The organism is Vibrio sp. ABG19 (assembly GCF_029962385.1).
Lineage (GTDB): Bacteria > Pseudomonadota > Gammaproteobacteria > Enterobacterales > Vibrionaceae > Vibrio > Vibrio ostreae.
Genome location: NZ_CP071708.1, coordinates 3,172,828 through 3,188,605, shown reverse-complemented (window position 1 = coordinate 3,188,605; position 15,778 = coordinate 3,172,828). Strand labels below are relative to the sequence as shown.

15 protein-coding genes are annotated in these 15,778 nt (G+C 52.6%); 8 read left to right on the top strand and 7 right to left on the bottom strand.

The window, feature by feature from the left end:
• The 5 genes from J0X00_RS20680 to pspF form a co-directional block, all read right to left on the bottom strand.
• Positions 1–990: an oligopeptide/dipeptide ABC transporter ATP-binding protein gene (locus J0X00_RS20680; RefSeq protein WP_136484504.1), complete on the bottom strand. Its 990-nt coding sequence runs from the start codon at positions 988–990 to the stop codon at positions 1–3.
• Positions 990–1,877 (bottom strand): ABC transporter permease subunit, encoded by an 888-nt coding sequence (locus J0X00_RS20675; RefSeq protein WP_282477648.1) that lies wholly within the window; start codon positions 1,875–1,877, stop codon positions 990–992. Before J0X00_RS20675 ends, J0X00_RS20680 begins: the two co-directional genes overlap by 1 nt.
• The gene (locus J0X00_RS20670) at positions 1,864–2,826 is read right to left on the bottom strand and encodes an ABC transporter permease subunit (RefSeq protein ID WP_136484506.1); all 963 of its coding nucleotides are present in this window, start codon (positions 2,824–2,826) and stop codon (positions 1,864–1,866) included. Before J0X00_RS20670 ends, J0X00_RS20675 begins: the two co-directional genes overlap by 14 nt.
• Entirely contained in the window at positions 2,826–4,448 is a 1,623-nt protein-coding gene (sapA, locus tag J0X00_RS20665; protein ID WP_282477647.1) for an ABC transporter substrate-binding protein SapA, read from the bottom strand. Before sapA ends, J0X00_RS20670 begins: the two co-directional genes overlap by 1 nt.
• Positions 4,449–4,643: 195 nt before the next feature.
• Complete coding sequence (pspF, locus tag J0X00_RS20660) at positions 4,644–5,666, bottom strand: phage shock protein operon transcriptional activator (RefSeq protein ID WP_136484508.1); 1,023 nt, start codon at positions 5,664–5,666, stop codon at positions 4,644–4,646.
• 219 nt (positions 5,667–5,885) lie between these two features.
• On the opposite strand from pspF, the gene pspA reads away from it, so the two are divergent.
• The 4 genes from pspA to J0X00_RS20640 are packed head-to-tail and all read left to right on the top strand — an operon-like array spanning position 5,886 to position 7,806.
• Complete coding sequence (pspA, locus tag J0X00_RS20655) at positions 5,886–6,548, top strand: phage shock protein PspA (protein ID WP_136484509.1); 663 nt, start codon at positions 5,886–5,888, stop codon at positions 6,546–6,548.
• Positions 6,549–6,575: 27 nt separating this feature from the next.
• The gene (gene pspB, locus J0X00_RS20650; RefSeq protein ID WP_136484510.1) at positions 6,576–6,815 is read left to right on the top strand and encodes an envelope stress response membrane protein PspB; all 240 of its coding nucleotides are present in this window, start codon (positions 6,576–6,578) and stop codon (positions 6,813–6,815) included.
• Positions 6,802–7,191: an envelope stress response membrane protein PspC gene (gene pspC, locus J0X00_RS20645; RefSeq protein ID WP_136484513.1), complete on the top strand. Its 390-nt coding sequence runs from the start codon at positions 6,802–6,804 to the stop codon at positions 7,189–7,191. The genes pspB and pspC overlap by 14 nt, the downstream gene beginning before the upstream one ends.
• Before the next feature lie 36 nt (positions 7,192–7,227).
• A complete protein-coding gene (locus tag J0X00_RS20640) occupies positions 7,228–7,806 on the top strand; it encodes a DNA-3-methyladenine glycosylase I (RefSeq protein WP_206208400.1) in 579 nt (192 codons plus the stop codon).
• Between the two features lie 126 nt (positions 7,807–7,932).
• On the opposite strand, the gene J0X00_RS20635 is transcribed toward J0X00_RS20640, so the two are convergent.
• Together J0X00_RS20635 and cls are read right to left on the bottom strand one after the other, a co-directional pair.
• Positions 7,933–9,138, bottom strand: coding sequence for a cystathionine beta-lyase (locus tag J0X00_RS20635; RefSeq protein ID WP_282477646.1), 1,206 nt, complete (start codon positions 9,136–9,138; stop codon positions 7,933–7,935).
• Positions 9,139–9,269: 131 nt separating this feature from the next.
• A complete protein-coding gene (gene cls / locus J0X00_RS20630; RefSeq protein ID WP_282477645.1) occupies positions 9,270–10,724 on the bottom strand; it encodes a cardiolipin synthase in 1,455 nt (484 codons plus the stop codon).
• Between the two features lie 342 nt (positions 10,725–11,066).
• Between cls and J0X00_RS20625 the strand changes: the two genes are divergently transcribed.
• From J0X00_RS20625 to J0X00_RS20610, 4 genes are all read left to right on the top strand, one after another.
• Positions 11,067–12,401: a sodium-dependent transporter gene (locus J0X00_RS20625; RefSeq protein WP_282477644.1), complete on the top strand. Its 1,335-nt coding sequence runs from the start codon at positions 11,067–11,069 to the stop codon at positions 12,399–12,401.
• A gap of 154 nt (positions 12,402–12,555) precedes the next feature.
• Positions 12,556–13,941: a class II fumarate hydratase gene (locus J0X00_RS20620; protein WP_282477643.1), complete on the top strand. Its 1,386-nt coding sequence runs from the start codon at positions 12,556–12,558 to the stop codon at positions 13,939–13,941.
• A 122-nt stretch (positions 13,942–14,063) separates the two neighbouring features.
• Positions 14,064–14,759: a TIGR01621 family pseudouridine synthase gene (locus J0X00_RS20615; RefSeq protein WP_282477642.1), complete on the top strand. Its 696-nt coding sequence runs from the start codon at positions 14,064–14,066 to the stop codon at positions 14,757–14,759.
• 8 nt (positions 14,760–14,767) lie between these two features.
• Positions 14,768–15,700 carry a class I SAM-dependent methyltransferase gene (locus J0X00_RS20610; RefSeq protein ID WP_136484527.1) on the top strand — a complete coding sequence of 311 codons (933 nt, stop codon included), beginning with the start codon at positions 14,768–14,770 and terminating at the stop codon, positions 15,698–15,700.
• Positions 15,701–15,778 lie beyond the last annotated feature (78 nt).

The window sequence follows — 15,778 nt, the reverse complement described above, 5'->3', positions numbered from 1 at the left end:
TTACTGCTCCATATTCAGCGGGAAGTGACAGGCATATTTATGGGTTTTGACCCAACGGGTTTGTGGCATTTCGACACATTGGCGCTGCGCATACGGGCAGCGTGGTCCGAGGCGACAACCGATTGGCAAATGCTGTAATGGAGGAATAGACCCCGGCAGCGACTGCAATTTTTCCTTATGAGGGATCCAATCACTGAAATCCGGCATTGCTCTGAGCAGAGCGACCGTGTACGGGTGCTTGGGCTGACTCATCAGGCTTGCAGTCTTGGCAGATTCCACCGACTGGCCGCAATACATCACCGTGATGCGGTTAGCCCATTGAGTTATGGTGGTCAGGTCATGGCCAATCAACAAGATCGAGGTGTTGTTGAGTTGGTTCATCCGACTTAGCAGACGCAGGATCTGCGACTGAGTGACCGGATCCAAATCGTTGGTCGGCTCGTCGGCAATCAGCAGCTTAGGCTTGGCGGCGATAGCCATGGCGATCATGATTTTCTGACACTCACCATCGGTGAGTTCATAAGGGTAGCTTTTCATCACCCGGCGGTGATCTTTAATGCCGACCTTGTGTAACAGAGCAATCGCTTGTTTTTTACGCCACGCAAAGCGCTGCCACCAGCGCCCATCAAAGGTACGCGAGGGGATAGATTCAATTAACTGTTTGCCCACCTCGTCTGACGGATCGAGACAGGTCGACGGTTCCTGAAAAATCATCGCCACATCACGAGCGATAACTCGGCGGCGTTCACGCGGAGTTAACTGCAGCAAATCAATATTGCCGAGCCGCATCCGGTCAGCGGTGATGCGCCAGTTCTCTTTACCCACGCCCACAATGGCTTTGGCCACCAGGCTTTTACCTGAGCCGGATTCACCCACCAGGCCACGAATTTCACCTTCATTCATGGTCATGCTCATGCGGTCAACCGCTTTCACCAGACCTTGAGGGGTATCAATCTCAATTGTCAGGTGACGAATATCAAGTAACGGCATTATTCGACTCCTGCATTCAGTGCCTGACGGATGCCTTCACCCACCAGGTTAATCATAATTACAGTATACATGATAGCGATACCCGGTAACGTGACTGTCCAGGGAGCCAGATAAAGCAGCTCGACCGAATCACCCAGAATCGCGCCCCATTCCGTGCTCGGCGCCTGAGCTCCAAGGCCTAGGAAACCAAGCGCAGTAATGTCGAGAATGGCAATCGACAGCGCCATGGTGATTTCTGCGGCGATCACCGGCAGGATGTTGGGGAAAATTGAGTGCCACAGCAGATAACTGTCATTGGCGCCATCCAGGCGTGCTGCCATCACGTAATCTTTCTCGACTTCGTTATGCACCGCGATGTAGAGCGAACGGATAAAGCGCGGAATCAGGGCCAGACACAGCGCCAGCAGAATATTAAATTCACCGAACCCGAGAAAGGCGACAAAGATAATGGCCAGCAGCAGAGTCGGGATCGACATGACCGTATCAAGCAGATGGTTGAGTACGCTCGACAGCAACCCTTTAGTCATACCGGCCATAATGCCGATACCGCATCCGATCACGGTTGCGAGCAGGGTAATCAGCACTGATGCGCCAAATGTCAGGCGCGAACCGTCAATCAGGCGTGACAGAATGTCACGGCCTAAATCATCGGTACCGAGGAAGTACTCAACACTGCCGGACGGATCCCATGACGGCGGCACCAGAAGCTCGCCGGACTGCATATTCGGGTCGTGTGGGGTGAGCCAGTAAGAAGTCAGAGTAATCAGAATGATCAGGATCAGGCACCACAAGCCGAACATCGCCAGATTGTTGGCTTTGTAACTGCGCCAGAAGCGTTCAAACTGCGTCGGGATATGCTCTTCCTGATAAACGCTATTTGTTAGCATACCATTCCTTCCTTACCAGAGGGTTGATCATTGCACCGATCAAATCGGAGAGAATGTTGGCAGTTAGCACCAGGGCACCAACGGCAATCACACCAGCCTGGATAGACACGTAGTCCTGATTAGACAACGCATCGAGCAGCCAGCGGCCGATGCCCGGCCAGTTGAAAATCGATTCGGTGATGATAGCCAGTGTCAGCATACTCGACAGCTGGACCCCGAATTTAGGAATAATCGGCGGAATCGCGTTACGCAGTACGTGCTGGATAACGATTTCGTAGTACGACAAACCCTTGATACGCGCCGCGCGGATGTAGTTCTGCGTCATGACTTCAGCCACCGATGCCCGCATCAGGCGTACAACCTGTGTGGTCGGCGCCAGAGCGAGTACCAGACACGGCAGAATCATGTGTTCAATCACACTCTGCAGCGCAAAGTTGCGGTAAGGGCCTTCGGCCAGAAACGCATCTATGATGGCAAAACCGGTCACGTGTTTAATCTGATACAGCAAATCGTAGCGGCCGGACACCGGCAGTAGCTCGTAATTGAGCGAGAACACCATGATCAGGATCAGTGCCACCCAAAATAAAGGCGCTGAGTAGCCCGACATTGAGGTGAACGAGATAACGGTATCAATCCATTTACCTTGTCGCATTCCCGCTATGGTGCCGACCGGAATACCAACCAACAGCGAAAGGGTAAATGCAATCAGGCACAGTTCCAGCGTGGCCGGAAACACCGAGGCCAGTTCGGTCACGATTGGTGTGCCGTTTTTGGTCACACCGAAATTGAGTTTGAGTAACTCACTGAGATATTGTGACCAGCCGGCCCAGAAATCGAGTTTGCCCCAGGCTGAGTCCGGCTCCAGACGCAGCAGGCTGTAGCCGACCATGGTCAGGATCAGCAGGGTAATAACAAACAGGTTGAAACGACGCAGCGTGTAGTTAAGCATTATTCAGACACCCTCTCGACGGTATTAAACGGCTCGACACTGAAGGGGCTGAGACGAAAGCCGGTCAGGGTTTTGTTGTATGCTTTAAACTGCATGCCATGCGCGATCGGGATCACCGGAAACTCCTGGTTCAAGATATTTTGTGCCTGGCGGTATAAATTCAAACGATAGCGCGGCCGCTCCACTTCCAGAGCCAGATCGAGCAAAAAGTCAAAATCGGCATTACACCACATCGCCACATTCAGCCCGGCACGGTTTGAATCACATGAGAGCAGCGGACGCAGGAAGTTATCCGGATCACCGGTATCACCGCTCCAGCCGGTCAGGAACAGATCGATATGAGAGCGCTCCGCCAGTTCGGTGCGGTCAAGGCGATCTTCCGGGACCAGATGCAGGGTGACGCCGATATCAGCCAGGTTGGACTGAATCAGCTCCGCGGTTTTTCGCGGGCTCGGGTTGTAGGCTCTTGGCTCTATCGGCACTGACATACTCAGCTCCAGACCGGACTCAAAGCCGGCTTCACGCAGCAGTGCCAGAGCGTAGTTACGATCGTAACGCACCTGGACGTTATCTCGGTTGTAAGCCCACGATGTCGGCGGCAGGATGTTGTAAGCGATACTCCCGGTGCCGTAGTAAACAGAATCAAGAATATTCTGGCGGTTGATAGCAAAGTTAAGCGCTTTACGGACCCGAACATCACGCAGACCCGGATGAGAAGTATTTACGGCAATAAACGCCACGTTCATCGCCGGTTTGGCATCCAGAACGATGTTGGCCTGCTTTTCGATGATTGGGATCTGGCTCGAAATCGGCGAGCTCAGCACATCACACTCATCGCGCAGTAATTTGGCCAGAGTGCCGGTGCCGCGCTGGGAAATATCAAACACCACCTGCTCCATATTCGCCGGACCATTCCAGTAACCGCCATGGCGACGCAGACGGACTAAATCATGCATCTGGAATTCGTCGAGATAGAACGGCCCGGTACCGACCGGATGACTGTCGAGCATCGGTTTTTCGTCCTTCAGCTCCAGCTGATGGGCGTATTCCTCAGACAGAATCACGGCGTGCGTGGTGGCAATGTTGGACAAAAAGCTGTTATCAGCGCGGCTTAAGGTAAATTTGACCGTATGATCGTCCAGCGCCTGGACATCAACCAGCAGGTTGGAAAAATCGATACCGGCAAACCAGGGATAACCACCGCTGTGAACGTTATGGTAAGGATTGGTGGTGTCGATAATGCGGCGGAAGCTGAATACTACATCCTCGGCCGTCAGCGTACGGGTCGGAGAAAACCAGCGGGTGGTCTGGAATTGGACCCCGTTACGCAGTTTGAAGATGTACTCGGTACCACTGCTGTTGACATCCCATTCGGTGGCAATGTTAGGGACAGGCAGGTGAGTTTCAGGATCGAGTTTAATCAGCGTATCGTAGATCTGAGGGCTGAGGGCTTCAGATGTAATGCCGCTGTCGACCAGTTGCGGGTTAAATGTGCTCGGGCTGCCCTGACCACAGTAAACAAATCCGCTCTCGCGGATTTTACTATGATCGATTTCCTCGCCACATCCTGCCAGCAGGCTGATGCCGCATAATCCCAGAGTAAGTCGTAATAAAGTTTTCATAATGAAACTGAGTTGAGAACCGAGGCGGATTCTTGCGCATGAACGCCTCAAAATCCCGCTAATTTACCATTGTTTGTAGGCTGAAACCATGCCTAGTGTTGATGAAAGCGTGCCCTGTCAGTGAAAACTCAGCTTTAGCCGAGTTAAGCCGCGCAAAGATTGATCGGACGGGCCAGTTGGTCGGCAAGCGCCTGTTTATTCAGGGTTGTCTTGCAGTAATTGATATTTACGCACCATGCCCCTAAATTGATGATAGCTCAAGCCAAGCAGCTCCGCGGCCTGACGCTGGTTAAACTTAGCCGCCTGCAGAGCCTGGTTGAGAATCGCTTTGTCCTGATCCTGCTGCCACTGCTTATAATCCATCGGAAAGCTCGCCACAGTGTTGGAGGCCGAAGGTGCTGCGGCCGGAGATGCTAAGGCTGAAGAGGCCTTGTGCGGCGGCGGATTATCCCAGGGCTGGCTGAACGGGTCGAAAACCAGATTGTCGATCGGCGCTTCGTGCTGACCATGTTGATAGACGGCACGCTCAATGACATTTTTGAGTTCACGCACGTTGCCGGGCCAGGCGTAATCGAGCAGAGCCTGAAGGGCGCGGTCTGTAAAACCGACAAACAGTGGCAGAGCCAGTTCGCGGCACATGCGGATAGCAAAGTGCTGCGCTAACAACTGAATGTCTTCACGCCGCTCGCGCAGCGGAGGCAGGGCAATGACGTCGAAGGCTAGCCGGTCGAGCAGGTCAGCGCGAAAAGAACCTTGCTGTGCCAATTGTGGCAGGTCGGCGTTGGTGGCGCAGATCAGACGTACGTTAGCGGTCAGAGCCTGGTGGCCGCCAACCCGTTCGTACTGGCCATATTCGATAACCCGCAGCAGCTTTTCCTGCACTGACAAGGGGGCCGTCGCCAGTTCATCGAGAAACAGGGTGCCGCCTTCAGCTCGTTCAAAGCGTCCCTGATGACGGCCTTTCGACCCGGTAAATGAGCCGGATTCATGGCCGAATAGCTCTGAATCAATCAAGCCTTCACTCAGAGTTGAGCAGTTGAGCGCGACCAGAGGTTGATCCCAGCGGCGTGATAAGTAGTGCACGCGCTGGGCGATCAACTCTTTGCCGGTACCGCGTTCTCCGGTGATCAGCACTGGGCGCTCAATCGGCGCAAGGCGAGAAACTTTATCGAGTACGGCCAGAAACGATGGCGATTCACCGATCAAATTATGGGGCATATCTTTTCCTCAACAATCCTGTGCTCAACACGGCTTGGTGAATTTAACCAACTGTTAGCGAATTCTTTCACAGCATAGTGAAGAACGTGTCACTATTCAAACTAAGCGACTGAAAAATAAAGGTCTGATTATTGGCACGCTTTTTGGAGCTCAGAGATAGAGGCGGTCATGAGGTCATGACCGGCACCACATGCAGAGTTCATCAGAAGGAGTGACATTATGGGCATCTTTTCGCGTTTTGCAGACATTGTGAATTCCAATATCAGCGCACTATTAGATAAAGCTGAAGATCCGGAAAAAATGATTCGTCTCATTATTCAGGAAATGGAAGATACTCTGGTTGAGGTCCGCACCAACTCGGCCAAAGCCATAGCAGATAAAAAAGAGCTGGCGCGCAAAGTTGAGGCGCTGGAGCAGCAGATTGAAGACTGGCAAGCAAAAGCAACCCTGGCACTCAATAAACAGCGTGAGGATCTGGCACGTGGCGCACTGATTGAGAAACAGAAATTGCACAATGTATTGAAAGGATTGCATACTGAGCAGACGCTGGTGGAAGAGACGATTGATAAGCTGACCGGTGAAATCACCAAGCTGGAAAGTAAGATCACCGAAACCCGGGCTAAACAGCAGGCGTTAGCGATTCGCAGCCAGGCCGCCGGCAACCGCCGTGACGTGCAGCGTCATCTGCATACCAGCCGCACCGATGAGGCGATGGCTAAATTCGCACAGTACTCGCGTAAAGTCGATGAACTGGAAGCCGAAGCGGACCTTTATGCTCAGTCAGGAAAGTCGCTTGATCAGGAATTTGCTGAGCTGCAGGCTCAGGATGAAATTGAACAAGAGCTGGCAAAGCTCAAACAAGATATGAATAAACACCAATAATCTCAGTGGATTAATCAGGAGCGAACTATGGCCACATTTTTTTTAGCAGGACCGCTGGTCGTCTTTTTGATTTTTGTGGCACCGTTGTGGCTGCTGCTGCATTACCGCAGCAAGCGTAAAGCGGCCAACGGTTTGTCGCAGGAAGATTATGAAGCACTGCAGGGGTTGTCCGATAAGGCAAAAGGGCTGCAAGATCGCATCAATACACTGGAGCGAATTCTGGATGCCGAATCGCCAAACTGGAGAGGTCAGTATGACAGGTCGTGAACTGTATCGTGATCCGGTCAACGGTAAGATATCCGGTGTGTGTGCCGGCCTGGCTGACTATTTTGGCCTTGAAGTCTGGGTGGTCAGGATTTTAGTGATCACGGTATCCTTGCTGGGCGCGTTTGCATTAGTGCTGATTGCCTATATCGCGCTGACTCTGATGCTGGAGAAACAGCCGCAGCAGTACCGGGATACTTTGCGCAGCCAACAGTCACATACACTGAAAAGCTCACCCTGGGAGCAGGGTAAAACAGCGCAGGAGCTGCTGCAGACACTGCAAGATGATCTCAGTGACGCAGAATTGCGGGTACGCAGGTTGGAAGCCTACGTCACTTCTGATGCCTTTAAAGTGAACCGCGAATTCCGGAATTTATAAGCCACTTACATTTAGCCAATGAACAAGGCAGGAAGCATGACCTTAGCTGAACATATCCTTCAAAGCGACACCACCTGTGCCTGGGCGATGAAACATCCGCTTGAGCGAGAATATCATGATGCTGAATGGGGCAAACCGGTGCATGATGATAAGACGCTGTTTGAATTTCTTACCCTGGAAGGGGCGCAGGCCGGACTCAGCTGGATCACCATCCTGCGCAAACGCGAAGGCTACCGGCAGGCATTTGAAGATTACGATATTAAGCGGCTGGCGCAGTACGATGAAGCTCGGGTCGAGCCGATCATCAGCCAGTTTGATGTGGTAAAACATCGTGGCAAAATTGCATCGGTGTTTTCCAACGCGCGCGCTGCATTAGCTTTGCAGCAAGAATTTGGTTCGCTGGATAAAGCGTTGTGGCAATTTGTTGACCATCAGCCGCTGATGAATCACTGGACTACGATGGATGACGTGCCGGTTTCCACCGATCAGTCGCGCGCCATGAGCCACTTTCTGAAAAAGCGCGGTTTTAAATTCGTCGGTGAAACGATCTGTTACTCGTTTATGCAGGCAATGGGCATGGTTAATGATCACCTGCAAGGATGTCCGTGCAAGTAGTTGCCTGAATGGCGTTTAAATGACTCATTGTTTGTGCTAGCAAAAAGCCCTGCGGTCGCAGGGCTTTGCTGTCTGTCTCTGGCACTTATCACGTACCAACGCTCAAGCCATCAGGTTTAACTCTGTTCAGGCAGTGGCTTCCTGCTCCAGAATAACCGCGTTGTAACGCGCCAGGCCTTGCTCCAGATCGGCAATCAAGTCGTCGACGTCTTCCAGACCGATATGAATACGAATCAGCGTGCCGCTGAAGTTAGGATTTGCCACCGTACGCAGGCTGTTAAAGCTCTTTGGCTCATTGGCCAGGATCAGGCTTTCGAAACCGCCCCAGGAATAACCCATGCTGAAGTGCTGCATACTGTCCAGCAGGGCAGTCGTTGCACGCGGGTTACTGGTTTTCAGCACAAACGAAAACAGGCCGTTACCGCCGGTAAAGTCGCGTTTGAAGAATTCATGCCCCGGGCAGCTTTCCAGTGCCGGGTGACGGACGTGGTCCACTTCCGGACGCTGCTCCAACCATTTCGCTACTTTCAGGCTGCTTTCCGCGTGCTGACGCAGACGCACATCCAAAGTACGAATGCCACGCAGGCCTAAGTAAGCGTCATCCGGCGAGACACACTGACCCATCAGATAGCTTTGCTCGCGCAGTTGATCCCAGTATTTCTCACTGGCAACCGCAGTGCCCAGCATCACATCTGAGTGACCGACGATATACTTGGTTGCCGCCTGAATCGAAATGTCGACGCCGTGCTCAAATGGCGAGAAGTTAACGCCGGCACCCCAGGTGTTGTCGAGCATGACAATGATATCCTGCTCGTGGGCGATACGAGCCAGAGTCGGGACGTCCTGCACTTCCATGGTGATCGAACCTGGTGATTCGGTAAACAGAATCTTGGTGTTTGGCTGAATCAGGTCACGGATGCCTTCACCAATCGTTGGTTCGTAGTAGGTGGTTTCTACGCCGAATTTCTTCAGGATCTTGTCACAAAAATCACGTGTCGGCTCGTAACAGGTATCCACCATCAACAGATGATCGCCAGATTCTACGAACGAAAGAATCGTGTTACTGATGGCGGCGGTCCCGCACGGGTATAGCGCACAACCGGCGCCGCCTTCCACTTCCACCATGGCTTCCTGAAACGCAAAGTGGGTGGTGGTCCCGCGACGTCCGTAAAACAGCGTTTTATTGGCGCGGTTGATCGTGGCGTGATTTTTTTCAGCTACCGTATCGAATACGACTGTCGAAGCACGTTGTACGGGTGGGTTGACCACACCTTGGGTCCATTTTTTACTGCGGCCGGCGGTGATGAGTTTGGTCTTGTTGCCTTCTGACATTTACGATCCTTGTCTGGAAATTTGAATGCTCTATTTAAAACATGGAGCCGTAGGTCAATGCAAGCCAAAGTACAATAAAAAACTCATCCCGGCCCGGGCAGGGCGCTGAGGTCTTTTCCCGGCCCTGTCGCTTATAACAGCGGGTTGAATAGATAGAAAAGACGTTCTAAAAAGCGATGGCCGAGTGAGCGCTGTTCCCATACCTCATAATCCACTTGGGAGGATTGTTCAATGTAACTCTGCTGTTGCCAGTAAAGCTGTTGGGTGAATTCCTCATCATCCACGGCCAGGGTTACTTCAAAATTGAGCCATAAGCTTCGCATGTCGAGGTTAACCGTTCCGACCAGGCAAAACTGACGATCAATGACGACCGATTTGGTGTGCAGCAGTCCACCGGAAAACTCGTGAATAACCACACCGGCCTCAAGTAACTCGCCGTAAAACGCGCGCGAGGCCCACTTGACCATCACAGAGTCATTCTTGTGCGGGATAACCAGATCCACCTTAATGCCACGTTGAGCTGTCATCTTCAGCATCGCGAGCAGATCGGCACTCGGGACAAAATAGGGCGTAGTAATACACACAGATTCGTTGGCCTGGTTAATCGCCAATGTCAGCACCTGGGAAATCAAATGCTCTGGCATGCCGGGGCCGGACGGCACGACCTGAATCGGGTGATGCGGTGAGCTGCTGTCAATTCCGCATTCCGGCACATGAGGCAGGTTACGTTCACCGGTCTCGACCTCCCAGTCCCAGCAGTGGATAGCCGACAGCACGTTAACCGCAGGGCCGGTCACGCGCACCATGATATCAATCCACTGGCCGACGCCGGAATTTTGTTTGAAGTAAGCCGGATCGACCATATTCATTGAGCCGGTATAGGCGACTGCATCATCGATCACGATGATCTTGCGATGCTGGCGCAGATCGAGGCGGCGCAGAAAAATACGCCACGGGCTCACTTCCAGCGCCTGGACGACGTGAATGCCGGCATCCTCCATCATGGTCAGCCAGTGGCTGCGGAAAAAACGCGGGCTGCCGGCTGAATCGAGCAGTAACTTGACGTCGACACCACGTTTGGCCGCCTGAATCAGTGCCGACGCGACTGAATCGGCCAGCCCGCCCGGATGCCAGATATAAAACACCATGCGAATACTGTGCTGCGCTTGCTTGATATCATCAATGATGGAGTGAAGAATCTCGTTGGGTGAATTCTGCAGCGACAAGGTGTTACCACTCAAGGCCGGTATGCCCATACGGTGATTACATAACTCGTCAATTTTATAGATGTGCGCACCCATGCCGTCCGGCCGATGCGCCTGGCAATCATTCAGTGAGCGGAACCAACTGCCAAACGGCTTAAACATCTCTTTGGCGCGCTCAGCACGTTTGCGGCCCAGGTTCAGTTCACCGAACAGGAAATAGCACAGCACTCCGACGATCGGGAGAATGTAGATCACCATCAGCCAGGAAAGAGAGACACTGACGGCGCGTCTTTTTAAAACCACTCTGAGTGAGACACCCGCGACCAGAAACCAGTACAGCGCGATGCTTGCCAGAGTTAAGAAGTGATAAACCTTATCCATGCACTAAGTATACTCAAATTCAGTTGTTCGAATAGTAAATTGAAAGCATAAGCGTGAAAAGAAAACCAGCAAAAACAATATGAAACCAAGATAACAGAAAAGTTTGTTAATTGAGTGTAATTCTAGTGTTATATAAGGAAGGGTAGGTTAAAAACGCATCAGATAGTCTGACAAATGCGGGTGGAGTCCGAAAAATATACTGTTCGGGCTTCCAATTTTATTCCTAAACTGTTCTACTTGCCACAACCTTGGTGTCACTCTATTTTTAAATGTGTGTAAATAAATTTATACACCTACTTTTGGACACCGCACTGACAAACACAACATATTGGTACAGAAACAATGGCGAGTAGTTCTCGAGGTCAATTTACATCGCGGTTCGGCTTTATTATGGCCGCCGCGGGCTCGGCCGTGGGCCTGGGTAACGTTTGGGGTTTCCCGACCCAGGCAGCGAGTAATGGTGGCGCGGTCTTTTTGATCGTATACCTGTTGATGGTCTTTTTGCTGGCATTCCCGATGCTGGTGGCGGAACTGACCATTGGTCGTTATGGCCAGTCCAACCCGATTCGCTCGTTTCGTGCTGCGTGGCCGAAAGGCAAACTGGGTGCCATTTTATTAGGTATCGGCGGGATGATCGTCGTCTCCCTGATCCTGAGCTTCTACGCGATCGTGGCTGGCTGGCTGGTCGGCTCTTTCTTCAGCAGTGGCCTGGATTTTATCGGCATGCAGAGTGCTGGTCACTGGCTGACCACTTTCGGCACGGAGCGCAACCTGGTACTGATGGTGCTGTTTATGGCGCTGACCATGTTTGTGGTACGCAACGGTGTGGCGGACGGGATTGAAAAATGGTCAACTCGCCTGATGCCGCTGTTGTTCATTCTGTTTGGTCTGCTGACTATCTACATCTTCACTCAGGATGGTGCGGTTGAAGGTCTGAAAATGTACCTGGTACCGGACTTCTCTCATCTGACACCGCAACTGGTTGTGAGCGCAATGGGGCAGGCGTTCTTCTCACTGTCGCTAGGGGTGTGCGTAATGACGACGTACGGCTCTTACCTGAAAAAAGACACGAACCTGCCGAAAACCGCAGCGCAGGTCGCCCTGATTGATACCGGTGTTGCCTTTATTGCCGGCCTGATGATTCTGCCAGCGATGTTTGTTGCCAAACACAACGGGGTTGAAATTTTCTCTGAGTCGGGTGAACTGCTCAACTCAGATACACTGGTCTTTACTGTACTGCCGGCGATGTTTGATACCATGGGTTCCGTTGGTGCCCTGATTGGCTTGGTCTTTTTCCTGCTGATGATCATCGCGGCCCTGACGTCTTCAATTTCCATGCTGGAAGTGCCGGTTGCCTGTGCGACCGAAGAGCTGAAGCAGAGCCGCCGCACTGCGGTATTGTGGATTGGCGGTCTGGTCACGGTGATTTCTGCGGTGATTGTGATGAACTTCTCCAGCCTGTTTGGCCTGGTGATTCAGTTCACCACAGTGTACTCGCAGCCTATCATTGCTCTGTTGATCACCCTGATTGTTGGCTGGATCTGGAACCGTAACCAGATTCTGACTGAGCTGAAGCAGGGTTGCCCGGAGATTGAAAACAGCTGGTTCTGGAAAATCTGGCCACTGTACGTGCGCCTGGTTTGCCCGGTACTGATGCTGCTGGTCTTTTTTGCCTGATCCGCGCCGAGCCAAGCTCAGTTATCGGCGACGGCTTAGATAACTCTTTAATAAAAAAGCCACCTGCGTCAGCCGGTGGCTTTTTTGTATCTGCTATTCTCAGGGCGTAGGTTGGCACTGACCTGCCAGCAGTAAACAGAATAAGGAGCCTGAAATGGATACTACGTATCGGATTGAACAAGACAGTATGGGCGAAATTAAGGTACCCCAAGACGCCTTATACCAGGCTCAGACTCAGCGAGCAGTGAACAACTTTGCTATCAGTCGTCATCAGATGCCGAAAGCGTTTATTCAGGCGCTGGCGCGGATAAAGCAGGCGGCAGCGATGACCAACGCCCAACTCGGTTTACTTGATCAGGATATAGCGGATGCGGTGCAGCAGGCCACCAAGCAAATCATTGAAGGACACTACCTTGACCAGTTTCCGATTGATGTGTTCCAGACCGGTTCCGGCACCAGTTCGAACATGAACATGAACGAAGTACTGGCTACACTGGCGTCCAGAATCACCAACAAGACAGTCAGCCCTAATGACCATGTCAATATGGGACAGAGCAGTAATGATGTGGTCCCGACCGCGATTCAGCTCAGCTCTGCGATTCAGATTGAGCATCATTTGTTGCCGTCACTGTCCCATCTTAGCTCGGTGCTGGCCAATAAGAAGCAGCAACTGGCGCATGTGGTCAAAACCGGGCGTACTCACCTCATGGATGCGATGCCGATAACCTTCGAGCAGGAACTGGGCGGCTGGCAGGCACAGATAGAACACGCCAGTCATGCGATTGAGCAGACCCTGCCTGCGTTGACGGCTCTGGCTCAGGGCGGCACAGCGGTGGGCACCGGGATTAATGCCGACCCGCAGTTCGCTGAGGCGTTTGCGGAAAATCTGTCGCGTATGACCCGGATTGATTTTGTGCCCAGTGATAACTTCTTCTTTAATCTCAGCAGTCAGGATGCAACCGTGGCTTTGTCCGGCCAGTTAAAAACCACGGCCGTCGCTTTAATGAAAATGGCCAATGACCTTCGCTGGATGAACTCCGGCCCGCTGGCCGGACTGGGTGAGATTGAGCTGCCGGCGTTGCAGCCCGGCTCTTCCATCATGCCGGGCAAAGTCAACCCGGTGATCCCGGAGGCGGTGGCAATGGCCTGCGCTCAGGTCATCGGCAACGACACCACCATTACCGTGGCGGGGCAGGCGGGTAACTTTCAGCTCAATGTGATGCTGCCGGTGATTGCGCACAATATTCTGGAGAGCATTGAATTACTGGCTAATTCGGCCATCGCGCTGGCGGATAAAGCGCTAGTGGGCTTTACGGTGCGGGAAGACCATCTGGAAGCGGCACTAGCTAAAAATCCGATTCTGGTCACCGCGCTCAATCCTGTGATTGGTTATCTCAAAGCGGCCGAGATCGCGAAACAGGCCTACCGCCAGGGCAGGCCGGTGATTGATGTGGCTGAAGAACTGACAGAGATAAGCCGTGACGAACTGGAACACTTGCTTGATCCGGCACTGCTGGTGAAGGGGGGGATCGTCGAATAGGGCTCTGGCTGCCTGGATCGCTGGCAATGGACAAATATCGGTCAGCCAACATCGCGTAAGCGAGAGTTTGCTGACCTTTGGCGTCACTTGAGTATAATGGCGGTCCATTTTAGTGAGGCCGTATGTTCGATATTCTCTATAGTCATGCTGATTTTCTGATCATCAACAAGCATCCCGATGTGTCTGTACACAAGGATGACGGCGACACCATGTTGCTGCAGGACGTGGGTCAACAGAGCGGCGACAGCCAGCTTTATCTGGTGCATCGTCTCGACAAAATGACTTCGGGTATTTTGCTGTTGGCTCGCAATGCCAGTGCTGCGTCTGAGTTGTCCAAAGCGTTTGCCGACCGGGCAGTCGCAAAATTTTATCTGGCGCTGGGCAGCAAAAAGCCGAAGAAGAAACAGGGCCTGGTGAGCGGTGATATGGAACGCTCACGTCGCTCGGCGTGGAAACTGATGCCGAGCCAGCATAACCCGGCCGTGACCCAGTTTTTTTCCGCCGCTGCAGAGCCGGGTGAGCGCTTGTTTTTATGTAAACCGCATACCGGTAAAACCCACCAGATTCGGGTGGCGCTAAAATCGGTCGGCTCGGCGATTGTCGGTGACCCGATTTACAACCCGGGTAGCAGTGCCGATCGTGGTTACCTGCATGCCTTTGCGCTGCGCTTTCCATATCAGGGGGAAATCTACAGCTGGGTGTGCGATCCGCGTCAATATAACGCGCTGGGCGAGAAATGGCACAGCGTTATCGTCAGCCAGGGCATTGATGCCTGGCTTGAACCCTGGTCACTAAGCTGGCCAAGCGTGAAAAAGTAATTATATATATGCAAACAACTGCTTTATCTCAATTTTTTTCAGAAATCACGGCTCAACTGGCCGACGTTCCCAATGAAGTCCGCCGCCTGTTTCATGGCCGTGGTCAGCGCTTCGCCGGATTAGAGCAACTGACCGGTGACTGGCTGCAGGGGCAGTTGATCATCAGCCTGTTCAAACCGGTTGAAGATGAGTTTCTTGATGCACTGGTAAAGGGCCTAACTGAACTGGCTGCTTCGCCACTGTGGGCGCACAAGGGCGGGCGTTGTATTGTATTGCAACACCGCTATGCCGATGGCGCGCCATCGCAGGTGCTGGTGGGGGAACTCGATGACCGCCCGGTGGTGGAAGAAAACGGCCTTAAGTTTCAGCTTGATATCGGCCGCAATCAGAATTCCGGCCTGTTTCTCGATATGCGTTTGGGCCGTGACTGGGTGCGTGAGCACGCCAAACACAAAAACGTGCTCAACTTGTTTGCCTACACCTGCGGTTTTTCTGTCGCGGCGATTGCCGGTGGTGCCGATAATGTAGTAAACGTGGATATGGCCAAGGGCTCGCTGTCGAAAGGGCGCGAAAATCACAAGCTCAATGATCATAACCTGAATCAGGTCAGTTTCCTGGGTCATGATATTTTCAGAAGCTGGGGCAAGATTAAGAAATACGGCCCGTACGATCTGGTGATTATCGATCCGCCGTCGTTCCAGAAGGGCAGTTTCGCCCTGACCAAGGATTACGCCAAGATCCTGCGCCGCCTGCCTGATTTGCTCAACCCGAATGGCGAAGTACTGGCCTGCGTTAACTCGCCGATGGTGAGCAGTGAGTTCCTGATTGAAAGCATGCAGGCAGAAGCGCCGCAACTGACCTTCCAGTACCGCCTGGATAACCCGCCGGAGTTTGCTGATATTGATGATGAGTCAGCGTTGAAGGCGTTGGTATTCAGTTAAGTTCGGAAGATAGCACAGCTCAGGCTGTGCTTTTTTTCGCATTTGTCTGCCGGGTCGCGTGGCGATTCTTTCCGGTCT

What these genes read in the sequence shown, in the direction of transcription:
- J0X00_RS20680 (WP_136484504.1), bottom strand. Translation starts at nt 990, where the DNA reads ATGCCGTTACTTGATATTCGTCACCTGACAATTGAGATTGATACCCCT.
- J0X00_RS20675 (WP_282477648.1), bottom strand. Translation starts at nt 1,877, where the DNA reads ATGCTAACAAATAGCGTTTATCAGGAAGAGCATATCCCGACGCAGTTT.
- J0X00_RS20670 (WP_136484506.1), bottom strand. Translation starts at nt 2,826, where the DNA reads ATGCTTAACTACACGCTGCGTCGTTTCAACCTGTTTGTTATTACCCTG.
- sapA (WP_282477647.1), bottom strand. Translation starts at nt 4,448, where the DNA reads ATGAAAACTTTATTACGACTTACTCTGGGATTATGCGGCATCAGCCTG.
- pspF (WP_136484508.1), bottom strand. Translation starts at nt 5,666, where the DNA reads ATGCCCCATAATTTGATCGGTGAATCGCCATCGTTTCTGGCCGTACTC.
- pspA (WP_136484509.1), top strand. Translation starts at nt 5,886, where the DNA reads ATGGGCATCTTTTCGCGTTTTGCAGACATTGTGAATTCCAATATCAGC.
- pspB (WP_136484510.1), top strand. Translation starts at nt 6,576, where the DNA reads ATGGCCACATTTTTTTTAGCAGGACCGCTGGTCGTCTTTTTGATTTTT.
- pspC (WP_136484513.1), top strand. Translation starts at nt 6,802, where the DNA reads ATGACAGGTCGTGAACTGTATCGTGATCCGGTCAACGGTAAGATATCC.
- J0X00_RS20640 (WP_206208400.1), top strand. Translation starts at nt 7,228, where the DNA reads ATGACCTTAGCTGAACATATCCTTCAAAGCGACACCACCTGTGCCTGG.
- J0X00_RS20635 (WP_282477646.1), bottom strand. Translation starts at nt 9,138, where the DNA reads ATGTCAGAAGGCAACAAGACCAAACTCATCACCGCCGGCCGCAGTAAA.
- cls (WP_282477645.1), bottom strand. Translation starts at nt 10,724, where the DNA reads ATGGATAAGGTTTATCACTTCTTAACTCTGGCAAGCATCGCGCTGTAC.
- J0X00_RS20625 (WP_282477644.1), top strand. Translation starts at nt 11,067, where the DNA reads ATGGCGAGTAGTTCTCGAGGTCAATTTACATCGCGGTTCGGCTTTATT.
- J0X00_RS20620 (WP_282477643.1), top strand. Translation starts at nt 12,556, where the DNA reads ATGGATACTACGTATCGGATTGAACAAGACAGTATGGGCGAAATTAAG.
- J0X00_RS20615 (WP_282477642.1), top strand. Translation starts at nt 14,064, where the DNA reads ATGTTCGATATTCTCTATAGTCATGCTGATTTTCTGATCATCAACAAG.
- J0X00_RS20610 (WP_136484527.1), top strand. Translation starts at nt 14,768, where the DNA reads ATGCAAACAACTGCTTTATCTCAATTTTTTTCAGAAATCACGGCTCAA.